Source organism: Catalinimonas locisalis (assembly GCF_038039535.1).
Classification (GTDB): Bacteria; Bacteroidota; Bacteroidia; order Cytophagales; family Cyclobacteriaceae; genus Catalinimonas.
Window position 1 is genome coordinate 1 of the sequence record NZ_JBBPHP010000044.1, and the last position, 15,339, is coordinate 15,339.

Sequence of the window (15,339 nt, forward strand, 5' to 3'; positions counted from 1 at the left end):
ATTCTGCTCGGTTCTTTCTGGCTAATATCGTAACTTTAATCAACTATAATCCAATCATGCGTAACATCAGTTAATAATACTTGTAAACTTTCTTCTCCACCAAGCCAAAACCCCAGTATGGATCGTAACGTCTGCTTTCTATGCGTTGGTTCGCTTCGTTATAAAAGTATTCCTCAGCTACACCCGGTTCAATATGGTTGGAAGTGGTGTTGGGAATACCATTCGTCCAATATTTTTTTGTTAGCCTTTCCTGCTGATCATACTCATAACGATAAGCATATATCAAAGATAGTTTATTTACACCATGATTGCCACTATAAAAGCTCTCTCGGACAAGCTGCCTTTCATGATATATATGTGTAGTAGAGTCCTTGACCATGAGACTCTCCATGCAAGTCAAAGCAATTTCAGCCGTGTCACCCAGATACAGATAATTCACGCAACTGCCGTCTCCTTCTTTATCCTTTGTGTAGAATTGTTTGATTAACTTTCCTTCAGCATCATATTCATAAGTGGTATAGCCTACAGTACGGTAATTTGAAGTACCGGAAGTGAGTATATACTGCCTTTGCCCAACCAGCCTTCCTGCTTCATCATAGGTTTTGTCATAGTAAGAATATAGCTCATCAGGATACATATAGTATTCTTCCTTCACCAGTTGTGTATCCGTGTCATAAAAAAACTTCGCCAGACGTGCAGGCTGGTCCAGATCTACTGCATCTTAGATGACTATTTCTTTCAGTTTTCCTTCGGGATGAATGATTTCAATCCCCTCTTCTTCCTCTGAGCAGGCAGAGAGAATCAAGCATAAAGCAGAAAATATCAATAACTTTTGTAAGTGTTTCATAATAGTATATGATTAAGGGTAATCCCTTACTAAATATACATAAAAAGAGCCATAGTTTAAATTAAGTTTGGTGGTAATTTATGAATGTGTTGACTCAAATAGAATAACAGTGAATCATTGTTAAAAAGGACATTCTAATCCTTCACAAAGCTTTTGTGTCTCTTAGTAAAAATATTCTAAGAACATCAATAGGAAGCTTATAAAACAATTTGTAAATATACTTAAGCATATCCTCACAAAAATTTTAACCTTAAGTACTTATATATTATTCATAAATACGTTAAATAATCATTGACTAATGATCTTGCACAAGTATACACTTAAAGTACTTAAGATAGTTTTATTCTTTTAATAAACCAGTTTGCTTATGGAGGTATTATCATCACAATTTAAAACAACGTATCATGCTACTCAGAAACTTATTTCAACTGCGGGACAGAAATCTGGAAAGCACACCTGCTCCCCTTGTATTTTTATTAATTATTCTTTCTAGTATCGCCTGTGACCCCTCTGAATGTGCTGATTGCACCTCCCTATCGTGTAACCCTCAGGCTGAGACTGTCAAGAAAGTAAATGACGGGATAGGAATAGTTTCCTATGATTCACTTGAAAATAAATGGGCAATTCATCGCTCAGCCTCCGGTTACGATTCCCAGGATGTCGGTCTTCTTTGTGAACCACTTGCTGAAGAGTACCAGGAAATAGGAAAATTTGTGGTTTTCAGTGGAGAGTATAAAAAATACTCAAAAGACCGACCTGTCCGCTTTCCCGGAGAAACCTTTTACTATTTGTTCATGACTTCTATTAATACTCCTAAAGATGAAGAGTAGCTTTACTATTGGCAAGTGGAAAGGTGTAGCACTTTTCTTAACCCTGCCTTTCTCTTTTTACAAAGAAGCACAAAACTCCTCCTCAATATTGATGTAAGATTTACTGCTTATACCATTACCCTCCTCTATGATATGAGAAGTTTGCACAGGAACTTGTACATAAGCTTCTGAGCGCAACCGTTTTCATACCATTTATTTCTCATCATTTTAGATTCGGCTGGGCTACAGTGAAGCCGGGATAGCATCTACTCCTTGCTGAAAGGGCTGATTAGGTGAAGCAGGAGCTTTGGCTAATACTTGTTATAAGGCTTGCCTACTACTTGCCAGTCTCCCAGACTCCCAGGAGGCAATACGACTGACTACTACTAGGAAAAGGCCTGGTCTAGTACTTGTGAGAAGGACTGACTACTAGTTGTCAGCCCTTCTGTATTTCCTTCCTCAGCCGTTCTCTGTGACAATTCCATAACCTTACTCAGAGTTACCTGCAAGGAACTCTGAGAGTGAGGAAAGCCAAGGGTTGGGGAGCAATCTCTCTTTCTGCATCCTCATGATATGAGTAATTGGCAATACAATCGCTGGTTTCCTTCATCCCCGTCACAGACGCGGACGATACGAGGGAGGCTAGTAAAATCATTAGAACGCATATCTGAACTGGCCTGGATATAAAAAAACCGGCAGTGGGCCGGTTTCAGGTTGTTGCTTAGTAATGAAGTTTAGTTGACCGTCAGGCTATATTTCAGACGGGCACTCACAATTTCGCTATATCCCCGGTTGCGTACTTCCAGCGCATAGACGCCTGCCTTTAAGACGGGAGGTATCAGGAATAAGACCTCAGAAGGCATATTACGGCCTATAGAGCTTATTCTGGTTTCCTGGTTTTTGTCATTGATCAGGTAGATTCCTTCTTCAGCATCCTCAAGGTTGACACTCAGGTTACTTCCTTTCAGGCAAGCCATGTTGCCGGGAGTAAGCAAGCTATTGAGGGCACCACTGCCTATGTCTTCCAGTTTTTTAAGCTCGGGGCTATACTCCTTCGCCTTTACCCGCTTGAGTTTTACCTTTCTGGCAGCCGCTGTCAGCACCTCACCCGGATTGGTATTCACGTTAAAGGAGTGTTTGCCCTCAGTAAAGGATTCATCTTCCGAGTCAAATACACCACGGATGCTGAAGTTGGTATTTACAATGGAAAGGTTCACATTGCCTCCACCTTCTATGATTTCGCGTACAGCTTTTTCAAGGGCAAGATAAGTAGTACGCGCCTCTTCTTCCGTCAGTGTTTTACCTTCACGGATCATCATTTTGATGATATCATCCAGATAGTAGGTTTTTACCTCCACCACCCGTGCCGCATAATCATTGGGATCAGGCGTAAGCTTATTAAGATACAAAGCGTATTTTACCATCACATATATATTTGGTGTTTTATTAAATACTATGATGGTAGTCCCTGCAAATTTGGGGTAGTTTTGAAAGGGTAAAGGGCACTCAGCAACAGTAAAACTTACCGGGTAGGTTTTTGTATGATATTAGGTGATAGCGTTTAGGGTTTGGCGTTTAATTGAACTCAAAAAACCTAAACCCCTAACGTTATATTTTCAATTGCTGATTGTATCGGGCAGTAAGCTCTGCTATTTCAACCAGGAGTTCAGGATTCTTTTCTATGCCATTCCCAATCACAATCGTATCAGCACCCGCCTCATAAGCACGGGCAGCCTTGTGGGCATTGTTGATACCTCCTCCTATAATCAAAGGTACATCTACGGATTTTCTTACCATATTGATCATTTTGCTACTGATAGGCTGCTCGGCCCCGCTGCCTGCATCCATGTAGATAAGTTTCTGTCCCAGCATTTCTCCAGCTACCGCTGTACAGGCAGCTACTGAGGGCTTATCTGCCGGAATCGGCATGGTATTGCTCATATATGACACTGTAGTTGGGTTTCCTGAACCCACTAACATATAGCCGGTGGATAGTACCTCCAGATTGCTACGCTTCAATACTGGCGCAGCTACTACGTGCTGACCTATCAGAAGGTCAGGGTTTCTTCCGGAAATGAGTGACAGAAAGAAAATGGCATCGGCTTCGGGCTCAATATGCATGCTGCTTCCCGGAAAAATGATTACAGGAATATTTGTATGCTCCTTGATGAGCCTTACGATTTGACCGAAGTTGTTCCCGGTAATCAGGCTGCCTCCTACCAGAAAATAATCTACCTTATTCTCCAGAGCCATATTGATTATGCGCATGCAGGCGGCCTGACCTTCAATCTTATCGGGATCAATGAGTACGGCAAAGCTTTTTTTTCCTTCTGCCTGATTGTCTAAAAAGCTACGGTATATGTTAGTCTTCATCAATGAGTTCATTCTCGCGCAGGAACTCCATAATTTTCTTCCTGAAAACTGCAATCAATATCACTACTACTTGTTCTTTTATCATACGTGATATAGAAGTATTACGCTTCATTTTTACTTTAGGCATGTGGCCTTTTTTATTTTCTATATCAACACTTGAGCCCTTGAAAGCACTATTCAGCAATTTGTATATCACGTAAACAGAAATACCTGCTACTAATAATCCAAGTCCCCAATCTTTAATTTTTTGTACATCCTCATCATCGAGATCAAGGGATTCCTGTAAATGAGAGATTGCTTCAAAAAGCTTTTCTTTTTGGTCTTCCAGAGATTCAGTTTCTTTACTCATAGTTATAAAAATAAAAAATTAAGTGAATTACTTATCCAGATTAAAAATTTCCTGATGAGCAAGTTATGCATGTTCCATCAGATAATCAATAATTATAGATAAGCCTTTAGAGTAGAATTCCGCTTTACTAGCGATTGTTTAAATAAATAAGCAGGAATGGAATCAGGAAGAACATTAATACGATGTATATAAATCCGATCAAACGGTTTCGCTGAGTGAGCTTTCCAAACCTTCCGGCAAGTAATCCGGGAATACGACGTAGAGGCTTATAGGGAAGAAATACAAGTACGCCGAATGAGTTGAAAAGAAAGTGAACTAAGGCTATACTTATCGCTGCCTCAGATTTATAAATAGCCGCTATTAAGGCTGTTACAGTAGTCCCGATATTGGCTCCTATGATAAAAGGAAAAGACTTTTGCAATGACACTTTGCTGGTCGCTACCAAAGGCACCATCAATGAGGTAGTGATAGAACTGGACTGTACTGCTGCAGTAATGACACTTCCCCAGGCAAATGACTTATAAGGATTATTAAAAATATAATCCTGCATATGATCTTTTGATTTACCAATCAGCGAAGTATAGATAATCTGAGACATGATCTTAATGGCAGCAAACAGTAGCATAAAAGAGAGAACAACTAACAGCCAACTATTGTCTACCATTTCAGTAAGGTACGCACCGGGGCTCCAGCTTTGTGCTTCACCTGCCTGCTCTACCATTCTGGAATCTGAAGTAAGCCCTACCAGCCAGGCAGCAATGGCGCTACTTGTATTGGACAAAAACTGATAATAATATTCCAGTGGAAAAAGGATGACCGTAAGGATGAGGTTGTAAATATCATGGATGGACCCAGCACTGATGGCCTTTCTGAATTCCCGCTTACTGGTAATAAAGCCCAGAGATACAATGGTACTGGTAAGGGTAGTTCCGATGTTGGCCCCCATAATGATAGGTACAGCGGAAGGAAGGCTTAAGGCCCCTGAGCCAACCAGCGCTACAATCATAGCTGTGCTGGTAGAACTGCTCTGAATAATAGCAGTGAGCAATAACCCAATGAAAAGTCCGATGAAAGGATTAGCGGTAACAGACAGAATGGTCTCTGCCGCCGTTTGGCGCAACGACAGAAATGAATTCCCCATAATATCTAATGAGAGCAGAAACAGTAAAACCGTCAGTAGGACGATTAATACTTTTCCAACAACCATCAGACTATCCCTCTTTTTGCTTTTTTCGATTACTTTCACTCCTGTCTCAATGAATTTGACAGCCGACACAATCTTATTTCCAGTATTTGTGATCAAGCAGGTAAATGAATAAAAATCAGCGAATTATGTTCGCATTTAAGTTCAAGCTGCAAAATTATGAATAAGACTTCAATAAAACTTAGTTTTGTTGTGAAGCAATTGTTAAGTTTTTGTTTTTTAGACAAATAGCTTTTCAAAAGTTGAAGTTTTATTGCATAGCTTTTTGTAGTATACTTCATCATACAAACGCCATGCTTAGACCAATTCGTATACCCGGATCGTAAATGATAAGAAACTAACCACCGTGCGATATTTTCTACAAATCAGCTATAAGGGCACTCAATATCATGGATGGCAGATTCAAAAAAATGCTAAAAGCATCCAGGCTATTATCAATGATACGCTTAGCAAGATACTGGGAGAAGAGATCAGCGTAACTGGCAGCGGACGTACTGACACAGGTGTACATGCAGTACAGCAATATGCTCATTTTGACACTATTCAAAATTTAAATCCTGATGAGTATATGTATAGATTTAACGCTTTACTTCCTCATGATATCTCTATTCAGGCCGTGCTTCCCGTTACAGATAATGCGCATAGCCGTTTTGATGCTCAGCAACGGACTTACCAATACCATATTCATCAGCAGAAAAACCCTTTTTTGTATGGTTACAGTTATTACTTCCGCCCTGAGCTTGATCTTGAAAGGATGAACCTGGCTGCTGCACGACTGGCTACTGGTAAGGAGCGAGATTATGAATGTTTCAGCAAATCCAGAAGCAGTCAGCAAAATTACCTTTGTAAAATTGAGATGGCTGAATGGCAAAAAAAAGACAACTCACGAATCGTATTTCATATCTCTGCCAATCGTTTTCTCAGAAATATGGTACGAGCCATAGTAGGCACTACGTTAGATATTGGCACTCACAAGATCAGCCTTGAAGATTTTGAAAATATATTGCAGAGTAAAGATCGTAAAAAAGCGGGGAGGTCAGTTCCAGCAGAAGGTTTATACCTGAGCCAGGTGAGCTATCCTCCCGAAATTTTTTCTTAATGCAAAAGAAAAATGTATAACCTACTAACAGCTTTTGAGTATTAGTAATTATGGATAAAGAAAAAACCAGCAGTGGTGAGATTATTGATTTAGATGTTCTTCGCAGGATATTCAAGTTTGTCAAACCCTATAAAGCCCGCTTCTACGTACTGGTAGCACTAACCATACTTATTGCTTTTCTCTCTCCGGCTCTCCCCTTTCTTGTTCAAAAAACGATAGACAGCTACATATTGGTAGGTGACTATCAGGGACTAGTGTATATGAGTTTCGCTTTAGTAGGGCTGTTGGTAGTCCAGGGAGTTGCCCAGTATTCTCATACTTTTCTTTCTGGTTGGCTGGGACAGCATGTAATCAAGGATATCCGCATCAAACTCTATCGGCATTTGCTAAACCTCAAACTAAAATATTTTGATAGCACCCCCATTGGTCGTTTGGTAACCCGTAATGTATCTGACATTGAAACATTGTCCGATATCTTTAGCCAGGGCGTAGCGGCCATTATTGGAGACTTACTTCAAATTGTCGTCATCTTAAGTGTGATGCTTTACATTGACTGGAAACTTACCCTGGTAAGTTTGTCAACACTACCTCTGCTCATTATCAGTACTTATGTGTTCAAAGAAAAAATTAAAGTAGCCTTCAACGAAGTCCGTAATGCTGTTTCCAACCTTAACTCTTTTGTGCAGGAGCATATCACCGGAATGAGCATTGTGCAGATTTTTGGCAGCGAAAAAGTAGAGTATGATCGTTTTAAAGAAATTAATGAAGAACATAAGCAGGCACATCTCAAGTCTGTTATGTACTACTCGGTGTATTACCCGGTAGCTGAAGTAATACAGGCTACAGGTATTGGCCTGTTGGTTTGGTACGGTGCCCGGGGGGTATTGTACGATGATGTAACTATCGGTATACTGGTAGCTTTTATTATGTATATCAATATGTTTTTTCGTCCCATTCGCCAGATTGCTGACCGCTTCAATACGCTTCAATTAGGTATTGTTAGCTCTTCTCGTATCCTCAAAATCCTGGACAGTGATGAGCACATTCCGAATAATGGCAGCTACACCCCTGAGCGTATTCATGGCAGTGTAGTTTTTCGCAATGTGTGGTTCGCTTATAATGAGCGTGATTATGTATTGAAAGACATAAATTTTGAGGTTGCTTCAGGAGAAACGCTGGCGCTGGTAGGTGCTACCGGAGCGGGAAAATCATCCATTATCAACCTGCTTAACCGTTTCTATGATATTAAAAGGGGAGAAATTCTGGTAGATGGGGTAGAGATCAAAGAGTACGAACTCAATTTTTTGCGTCACCATATTGGGGTGGTGCTTCAGGATGTTTTCCTTTTTTCTGATACGATAGAAAAAAATATTACGCTGGGTAACCCGGACATCAGCCGTGAAAAAGTAATGGAAGCCGCAGACCTGGTAGGTGCCAGAAAGTTTATTGAAAGATTACCTGGAGGACTGGACTATAATGTGATGGAGAGAGGCGCAACCCTTTCGGTAGGGCAAAGGCAATTGATATCTTTTGTAAGGGCTATGGTATATGACCCAAAAATTATTGTACTGGATGAAGCTACCTCCTCAGTAGATACTGAAACTGAAGAACTGATTCAGGAAGCGGTGGCCAAATTGATGAAAGGAAGAACTTCTATTGTGATCGCTCACCGCCTTTCTACCATTCAGAGTGCCAACCAGATCATTGTGTTAGACCATGGAGAAATTATGGAAAGAGGAACGCATCAGGAGCTTTTGGATCTGAAAGGTTACTATGCTCAACTTCACCGTATGCAGTATAAGGAGGTAGTATAACCTCTACCTCCCAATTTATTTAATCATTAATCAAACTCTTATCCGTTCAAAAGCCTGGGCATCCAGTACTGCAATGGCTACCATATTCACAATCTCACGAATAGTACTTCCCTGCTGCAGGATATGTACCGGACGGTTCATCCCCAGCAGGATTGGGCCAATAGCTTCCGCGCCACCAACTTCCATCAATAGCTTATAGGCAATATTTCCAGAAGCCAGATCAGGAAAGATAAAGGTATTAGCGCCCTCATCTACCAAACGGCTGAAAGGATATATTTCTCTTTGCATCTCCGTATTGAGCGCGGTGTTAGCTTGTATATCTCCTTCAATGATCAGTTCGGGCCATCTTTCTCTTGCCATCTCCACCGCTTTGGCAGCCTTGGCGGGCACTTCCCCTTTGCTGGAACCAAAATTTGAATAAGATAAAACCGCTATGCGAGGCTCAATACCAAAAGAGTTCACTGATGAGGCTGTCAAACCAATAACATCTATAAGCTCCTCGGCTGTTGGGTTTACATTCACTGTGGTATCCGCAAAAAAGAATGGTCCTTTTTTGTTAGTGATGATGTACATACCCGCTACTCGTTTTACTTCATTACTTACTCCAATTACCCTGAGTGCAGGTAATATGGTTTTCGGGTAGTCACTGGTAAGACCAGAAATAAAAGCATCTGCCTCTCCTACCTCTACCATAGTGGTGCCATAGTAATTACGTGAACGCATCAGGCGGCGAGCCTCATAGCGTGTCATCCCTTTACGTTTACGCTTTTCATAAAGAAGATCTCCGTACTCATCAATCTTATCGCCATCAGCATGATAGGGGTCAATGATCGCACAGGAAGGCAGTTCCAATTTATGATCTTCTATCAGCGCCTGAATTTTTTCTTTATTTCCCAGGAGTATGGGAATGGCTATCTGCTCATCCTGAAGTATCTGGGCAGCCTTCAAAATTTTCTGATCTTCTGCTTCAGCAAACACTACACGTTTGGGCTGCTTTTTGGCTTTGCTAATCACCTGTGACATCAGTTTTTGGTCTATACCGATGCGCTGCTGTAACTCAACATGATAATGTTCCCAATCGGTAATATGAGTCCTTGCCACACCAGAATCCATAGCCGCTTTGGCTACTGCTGGTGAAATGGTGGTGATCAGACGTGGGTCAAGAGGTTTGGGAATAAGGTAATCTTTACCAAAAATAATTTTATCACTGCTGTAGGCTTTGTTAACAATCTCGGGAGTAGGTTCTTTGGCCAGGCTTGCCAATGCTTTTACCGCGGCAAGCTTCATTTCCTCATTAATTGCAGTGGCTCTGACATCCAATGCACCTCTGAAGATATAAGGAAAACCCAACACATTATTCACCTGATTGGGATGATCAGAACGACCGGTAGCCATCACAATATCATCACGGCTAGCCATGGCCAGGTCATAACTGATTTCCGGATCTGGATTAGCCAATGCAAATACAATAGGATTATCAGCCATAGAGCGTATCATATCCTGAGAGACAATATTAGCAGCTGAAAGCCCTAAAAACACCTCTGCCCCCTGCAAAGCTTCTGCCATGGAGTTCACATTTCTTTCTGTAGCAAAATGTTCCCTGATCTCATCCAGATCTTCTCTTCCTTTCTTGAGAACACCATCAATATCGCACATTACAACATTCTCCTTGCGTACACCCAATAGCAAAAACAGCCTGGTACATGCAATGGCCGATGCACCCGCTCCACTCACTACAAGTTTTATTTCTGAAATATCTTTCTCAACTACCTCCAGTGCATTTAAAAGCGCCGCACCAGTAATGATGGCCGTACCATGCTGATCATCATGAATTACAGGAATATTCATTGCTTTCTTCAGCCGCTCTTCAATCTCAAAGCATTCAGGTGCCTTAATATCTTCCAGGTTAATACCGCCAAAAGTAGGTTCTAGCGCTTTAACCGTTTGCACAAAAATATCAGGGTCAGTTACCGCTACCTCAAGGTCAAATACATCTATACCAGCAAACTTTTTGAAGAGAACTCCTTTCCCTTCCATCACTGGCTTAGAAGCTTCCGGACCAATATTTCCTAGTCCCAGAACGGCTGTACCATTAGATATAACGCCTACCAGATTACCTTTAGCAGTATACTTGTATGCATTTTCTTTGTCAGCCGCAATCTCCTTACAGGGTTCTGCTACCCCAGGAGAATATGCCAGGGCCAGGTCAATCTGTGAACTTAATAATTTGGTGGGAACCACTTCAATCTTACCTGGCTGTCCCTGGGTGTGGTAGTTAAGGGCATCTTCCCTCCTGATCTTAATAGATCTGAATTGTTGTACTTTTCCTTCCAATGTTCTTCAATTTTTGGTGCTGTAAAAGTAGTAAATATTCCTACATCTACCTTTTAATCTCAAGGAAAGAAAAAAGCATAAAAAAAGCCACGTTTAACTCGTGGCTTGATTTTGCTTCATTTCGGAAGGAGTCTTAAAGGTTTTCAGGATTGCTTCTATTTCTCTGATATAAGCTCTTTTATCTTCATTAGGCCTATATACAAACCCTTCAATATAATACAACCTACCGCTTTCTTCGTCTACAAAAGTATAACTTAAGAATGGACCACCCCTGGAATCATTACTCAGTTTCCATTGTCCTCTGGCTTCTATAGCATATTTTCCATTAAAGCTTACAGTGTCAAATTCTACTAAAGGTGTGGAAGACCAGCTTTGATGAGTCATAAAGACAGAACTATCATCAGATATCTGCTGATTAGAAAAAATTTCTTCTCTGAAATCAAGTATATTTTCTGGCTTGAATTCTTCTTCAGAAGTATAAGCTTTGTACCCCACAAATATACTCCTATCTGCCTTATCTCCCAGATTACGAATCCAAATAAAGTTATCAGTAGTATCATTTAGTGGTACTTTTTCATAACCAAAAGGCACTCTGAGATAAAAACCTTTTTCTTGTAGAAAAGTACGGTTTAACCTTCTCTTTTCATTTACTTTGTATAGATCAGATTGTATTCTATCAATTTCAACTTCATGGAAGTGATTCCTAATCTCTTTACGATTGTCTTTGAGGTTTTCAATCAATGCCTCATCAGACTGACCGAATAAAAAGAGTACTTCCTGGCCTCGGGCGAACTGATCTTTTTTACTGAACTGATAAATGTTGGGATCTTCTTCAATTCTTTCTACTGAAGACTTAGTAAAAAAGCTACGCATTTTTCTACCTGCATTACTTTGATTATCCAGAGTAGCTACAAAAAGCATATTTTTCGCATTACGCAGTACTTTGTTCAGTTTGAATGGATCTACATACTTGACTGAAAAATAGGGTTCAGCCTGTGGCAAACCTGGCATAGCTTTCAAGAAGGTCTGGCGTAGCTCATCGCCCAACTCTCCTTGCCAAAGTGCAGAGTCCATGACCAATATTACTTCACCGGATGCTCCTCTGGCTGTGGGCAATGTACTAGAAGAAGAATTTCCTCCTTCACCACAGGATATCAGTACAAATACAAGACATGAAAAGAAAAGAATTGATATGTATGTCGGTAATTTCGCTTTATTCACAATAACTCAATTTTGATGTTTACAAGCTTAAAATACAATAAACTGTTTTTTTCACCTTGTATAACACCAAATTTCTTTTTCAAGTTGTGTGAAAAGAAATTTTCTTATCGTCCAATGATAAGTTTTTGCCCTGGAGTTATTTTGTTGGTTGTCAAATTGTTAAGCTGTTTGATTCTGTCCACACTCAACCCCTGGTAGCGACGGGAAATTTCCCAAAGGGAATCTCCTGGTTGCACTAGATGCACTTTGCTATCTGGAATTGCTGTGGAGGAACCTGATGACGCAATTTGATTAGAAGATGGATGAACCCATATTGCTAGTTTTTGGCCAGCATAAATACGGCTTCCGCTGATATTATTCCAAGTGCGCAAGTCTGACAAGCGCACTCCATGACGCTCAGCAATTACGCCCAAAACATCACCGCTACGCACCCGATAATAAACTTTCTCTTTATTATAAGTATTTCCAGGAGTATTGCGTACTACATAATCCATCTGTTCCTTTAACTCCTGCTTACCGGCAGAGTCAAGAATAGCAGAAGTATTTGCTGCGATGAAATCATAAGTATCAGAAGGAATTAAGAGAGGATAATTTTTGGCAGTCTCAGGAACCGCACCTCTTTTCAATTCAGGGTTAAGTCTTGTCAGGTCTTCTTCACAAACATTGATTTGTTCTCCTAAGGCTTTTAAACTTACAAACTGACTTACCCAAAGGGTATCTGAAGCTATCATATACTCAGGAACTTCTTCTCTTAGGTTATGCTCATCCAAATAATTAAGTGTATATAATACCGCAACAAATTGAGGAACATAACTTCTTGTTTCGCGAGGCAGGTAATTATAGATTGACCAGAAATCTCTTTTATAACCGGAGCGGCGTATTGCTTTGCGCACATTACCTGGTCCGGTATTATATGCAGCGAGCGCCAACTCCCAATCGTCAAACATATTATAAAGCTGCTTCAAGTATTTACAGGCCGCTTCAGTAGACTTTTCCGGATTCATTCGTTCATCCACATACCAATCCTGGCTTAGTCCGTACATGCGTCCTGTACTTGGCATAAACTGCCACAGACCTACTGCACCTACGCGAGAACGGGCTTCAGGATTTAATCCGGATTCAACAATAGAGAGATATTTTAAATCTTCAGGAATACCATACTTTTTCAAATATTTTTCAAAAAGAGGGAAAAATACTTCTTGACGTCTAACCACCATACGAGTATACTCCCTGTTTTTTATGGTAAAGTAATCTACAAAAGCCTTTACTCTTTCATTAAAGACCAATGGCATGTCTGTTTCCAGACAGGCAAGGCGGTCTGCAACAAGTTCGTAGGAAGCATCGGGAATATATTCATAATCATAAGCAGGTTCATACAAACCGGTACCCACAGAGTCTATAGGGTCGTTTGTAACTGCAGTTGCTTCTTCACTTACCGATAAAATTGTCACCATACAAAGTGTGACAAATAGAATTCCCACATTTTTTGACATTGCCTTACTGATTTAGCTTTACTTGATATCTAAAACCTTGATTTGCTTCATACAAAATCTATACAAAATACGAAAAAAGTTGGGATATTTAAAACGTTTTTAGCAATCAAGCATTGCATTTAAGCCAAATTATCTAAAATATATTTAGAAAATGCAAATAACTTATCTTCCTGAAAATTACCACTCATGATTTGTAAGCCAATTGGTAAGCCTGTATGATCTTCTCCATTAGGTATTGAAATCGCAGGTACACCTGCGATAGAAGCTTGCACAGTAAATAAATCAGCCAAATACATTTCTAGAGGAGTATTCGTCTCCCCAATTTTAAAAGCAGTAGTAGGTGTAGTGGGTAATACTATGAATTCGTAATCTTCAAGAATTTTTAGGGTAGCATCCCGTATTAATCGCCTTACCTTTTGAGCTTTGGTATAATAAGCGTCGTAATAACTAGCACTCAGTACAAAAGTACCTAGCATTATACGCCGTTTTACCTCTTCACCAAAAGCCTCAGAACGGCTTTTTTTATACATAGCCTCCAGATTATGGGCTTCCTTATTACGATATCCATATTTCACTCCATCAAATCGGGAAAGATTGGAGGAAGCTTCTGCCATGGTGAGGATATAATAAGTAGGCAGCAGATAGTCCAGCATTGAAAAATGTACTGCTTCTACCTGATGTCCATCTTCTTTAAGAAACCTAATGGCTTTTTCCGTTTGCTCCCGCACTTCACCGTTGAGACCGTCATTATCAAGTGTCTCTTCTATATAGGCTACTTTTACTTTCTTTTTCTCAAATCCAAGTTGCTGTGTGTAAGCAGGTACTTCTCCCTGATACACTGTGCTGTCATACTCGTCTTTTCCAGCGATTATTTCTAGCAGCAGGGCATTGTCTTCAATATTGTTAGTGAAAATACCAATGGTATCAAAAGAAGATGCATAGGCTAAAAGACCATAACGCGAGATGCGTGAATAGGTAGGTTTTAACCCGACTACTCCGCAGAAAGCAGCAGGTTGCCTCACCGATCCTCCGGTGTCAGAACCCAGAGCGACTGTGCAAAGATTGGCTTGAACAGATACCGCTGATGCACCTGAAGAACCGCCTGGCACGGCCGAAGTGTCTGCTGCATTACGGGTTACTCCGTATGCAGAATTCTCATTGGAAGACCCCATTGCAAATTCATCACAATTTTGCCTACCAATGATAATAGCGTCTTCTTCCAATAAGCGCTGGATAGCCGTACCTGTAAACTGAGAATGAAAGCCATCAAGAATTTTACTACTCGCCTGTAATTTATGATCCTGATAGCACAGGATATCTTTCAGGCCGATTACCATGCCTGCAAGACGCCCAGCGGTTCCATCTTTAATTTTCAGGTCTATTTTTCTGGCGTGCTGTAAAGCTTCATCTGCATACACCTCCAGGAAAACGTTCAGATGTTTTTGCTCCTGAATATTTTTCAGGTACTCCCTTACGATCTCCTCACAGGTAAGTACCCCCTCAACCAAATACTGTTGTATGCGGCTGAAAGACCGTAAATCTTTCAAGGTATTAGATTATTTGCTGGCTGTGGTGTTGTGAGAATTGTCTTCTATTTCGTCTTTAATTTCTTTGGTGGCATCTTTAAATTCACGGATACCACGTCCCATACCACGGGCTAATTCAGGAATTTTCTTCGCACCAAAGAAAATTACTAAAACCAATACGATAAGAAGAATCTCCCATCCTCCAAGTCCGCCAACAAATGCTAATGTAGTGTGCATAGAGTCAATTTTTTAAAATGTGAAAAAGCTTTC

The 15,339-nt window shown here is 40.5% G+C and carries 15 protein-coding genes; 4 read left to right on the forward strand and 11 right to left on the reverse strand.

Annotation, left to right across the window (positions count from 1 at the left end):
* Positions 1-70: 70 nt before the first annotated feature.
* Positions 71-655 carry a hypothetical protein gene (locus WJR50_RS28820; protein ID WP_341296792.1) on the reverse strand — a complete coding sequence of 195 codons (585 nt, stop codon included), beginning with the start codon at positions 653-655 and terminating at the stop codon, positions 71-73.
* A gap of 66 nt (positions 656-721) precedes the next feature.
* A complete protein-coding gene (locus WJR50_RS28825) occupies positions 722-847 on the reverse strand; it encodes a hypothetical protein (RefSeq protein ID WP_341296793.1) in 126 nt (41 codons plus the stop codon).
* 404 nt (positions 848-1,251) lie between these two features.
* On the opposite strand from WJR50_RS28825, the gene WJR50_RS28830 reads away from it, so the two are divergent.
* Positions 1,252-1,677 (forward strand): hypothetical protein, encoded by a 426-nt coding sequence (locus tag WJR50_RS28830; protein WP_341296794.1) that lies wholly within the window; start codon positions 1,252-1,254, stop codon positions 1,675-1,677.
* Positions 1,678-2,390: 713 nt separating this feature from the next.
* On the opposite strand, the gene WJR50_RS28835 is transcribed toward WJR50_RS28830, so the two are convergent.
* From WJR50_RS28835 to WJR50_RS28850, 4 genes are all read right to left on the reverse strand, one after another.
* Positions 2,391-3,080, reverse strand: coding sequence for a DNA-binding domain-containing protein (locus WJR50_RS28835; protein ID WP_341296795.1), 690 nt, complete (start codon positions 3,078-3,080; stop codon positions 2,391-2,393).
* Positions 3,081-3,264: 184 nt separating this feature from the next.
* Positions 3,265-4,029 (reverse strand): phosphoglycerol geranylgeranyltransferase, encoded by a 765-nt coding sequence (locus WJR50_RS28840; protein WP_341296796.1) that lies wholly within the window; start codon positions 4,027-4,029, stop codon positions 3,265-3,267.
* Complete coding sequence (locus tag WJR50_RS28845; RefSeq protein ID WP_341296797.1) at positions 4,019-4,378, reverse strand: hypothetical protein; 360 nt, start codon at positions 4,376-4,378, stop codon at positions 4,019-4,021. The genes WJR50_RS28840 and WJR50_RS28845 overlap by 11 nt, the downstream gene beginning before the upstream one ends.
* A gap of 127 nt (positions 4,379-4,505) precedes the next feature.
* Complete coding sequence (locus WJR50_RS28850) at positions 4,506-5,681, reverse strand: Na/Pi symporter (protein ID WP_341296798.1); 1,176 nt, start codon at positions 5,679-5,681, stop codon at positions 4,506-4,508.
* Between the two features lie 247 nt (positions 5,682-5,928).
* Between WJR50_RS28850 and truA the strand changes: the two genes are divergently transcribed.
* Together truA and WJR50_RS28860 are read left to right on the forward strand one after the other, a co-directional pair.
* A complete protein-coding gene (truA, locus tag WJR50_RS28855) occupies positions 5,929-6,681 on the forward strand; it encodes a tRNA pseudouridine(38-40) synthase TruA (RefSeq protein ID WP_341296799.1) in 753 nt (250 codons plus the stop codon).
* 50 nt (positions 6,682-6,731) lie between these two features.
* Positions 6,732-8,495, forward strand: a complete 1,764-nt coding sequence (locus tag WJR50_RS28860) for an ABC transporter ATP-binding protein (protein ID WP_341296800.1) — start codon at positions 6,732-6,734, stop codon at positions 8,493-8,495.
* 30 nt (positions 8,496-8,525) lie between these two features.
* On the opposite strand, the gene WJR50_RS28865 is transcribed toward WJR50_RS28860, so the two are convergent.
* Together WJR50_RS28865 and WJR50_RS28870 are read right to left on the reverse strand one after the other, a co-directional pair.
* Entirely contained in the window at positions 8,526-10,829 is a 2,304-nt protein-coding gene (locus WJR50_RS28865) for an NADP-dependent malic enzyme (RefSeq protein ID WP_341296801.1), read from the reverse strand.
* A gap of 93 nt (positions 10,830-10,922) precedes the next feature.
* Positions 10,923-11,903, reverse strand: a complete 981-nt coding sequence (locus WJR50_RS28870; protein WP_341296802.1) for a DUF4837 family protein — start codon at positions 11,901-11,903, stop codon at positions 10,923-10,925.
* Here WJR50_RS28870 and WJR50_RS28875 point away from each other — a divergent pair.
* Positions 11,902-12,066 (forward strand): hypothetical protein, encoded by a 165-nt coding sequence (locus WJR50_RS28875; RefSeq protein WP_341296803.1) that lies wholly within the window; start codon positions 11,902-11,904, stop codon positions 12,064-12,066. The genes WJR50_RS28870 and WJR50_RS28875 overlap by 2 nt on opposite strands.
* Before the next feature lie 88 nt (positions 12,067-12,154).
* Here the strand turns inward: WJR50_RS28875 and WJR50_RS28880 are convergent, their stop codons facing one another.
* The 3 genes from WJR50_RS28880 to WJR50_RS28890 form a co-directional block, all read right to left on the reverse strand.
* Positions 12,155-13,543, reverse strand: a complete 1,389-nt coding sequence (locus tag WJR50_RS28880) for a lytic transglycosylase domain-containing protein (RefSeq protein WP_341296804.1) — start codon at positions 13,541-13,543, stop codon at positions 12,155-12,157.
* 119 nt (positions 13,544-13,662) lie between these two features.
* Positions 13,663-15,090, reverse strand: coding sequence for an Asp-tRNA(Asn)/Glu-tRNA(Gln) amidotransferase subunit GatA (gene gatA / locus WJR50_RS28885; protein ID WP_341296805.1), 1,428 nt, complete (start codon positions 15,088-15,090; stop codon positions 13,663-13,665).
* A 9-nt stretch (positions 15,091-15,099) separates the two neighbouring features.
* Complete coding sequence (locus WJR50_RS28890; protein WP_277476720.1) at positions 15,100-15,306, reverse strand: twin-arginine translocase TatA/TatE family subunit; 207 nt, start codon at positions 15,304-15,306, stop codon at positions 15,100-15,102.
* Between the last annotated feature and the right edge of the window lie 33 nt (positions 15,307-15,339).

What these genes read in the sequence shown, in the direction of transcription:
- WJR50_RS28825 (WP_341296793.1), bottom strand. Translation starts at nt 847, where the DNA reads ATGAAACACTTACAAAAGTTATTGATATTTTCTGCTTTATGCTTGATT.
- WJR50_RS28830 (WP_341296794.1), top strand. Translation starts at nt 1,252, where the DNA reads ATGCTACTCAGAAACTTATTTCAACTGCGGGACAGAAATCTGGAAAGC.
- WJR50_RS28835 (WP_341296795.1), bottom strand. Translation starts at nt 3,080, where the DNA reads ATGGTAAAATACGCTTTGTATCTTAATAAGCTTACGCCTGATCCCAAT.
- WJR50_RS28840 (WP_341296796.1), bottom strand. Translation starts at nt 4,029, where the DNA reads ATGAAGACTAACATATACCGTAGCTTTTTAGACAATCAGGCAGAAGGA.
- WJR50_RS28845 (WP_341296797.1), bottom strand. Translation starts at nt 4,378, where the DNA reads ATGAGTAAAGAAACTGAATCTCTGGAAGACCAAAAAGAAAAGCTTTTT.
- WJR50_RS28860 (WP_341296800.1), top strand. Translation starts at nt 6,732, where the DNA reads ATGGATAAAGAAAAAACCAGCAGTGGTGAGATTATTGATTTAGATGTT.
- WJR50_RS28875 (WP_341296803.1), top strand. Translation starts at nt 11,902, where the DNA reads ATGACCAATATTACTTCACCGGATGCTCCTCTGGCTGTGGGCAATGTA.
- WJR50_RS28870 (WP_341296802.1), bottom strand. Translation starts at nt 11,903, where the DNA reads ATGGACTCTGCACTTTGGCAAGGAGAGTTGGGCGATGAGCTACGCCAG.
- WJR50_RS28880 (WP_341296804.1), bottom strand. Translation starts at nt 13,543, where the DNA reads ATGTCAAAAAATGTGGGAATTCTATTTGTCACACTTTGTATGGTGACA.
- WJR50_RS28890 (WP_277476720.1), bottom strand. Translation starts at nt 15,306, where the DNA reads ATGCACACTACATTAGCATTTGTTGGCGGACTTGGAGGATGGGAGATT.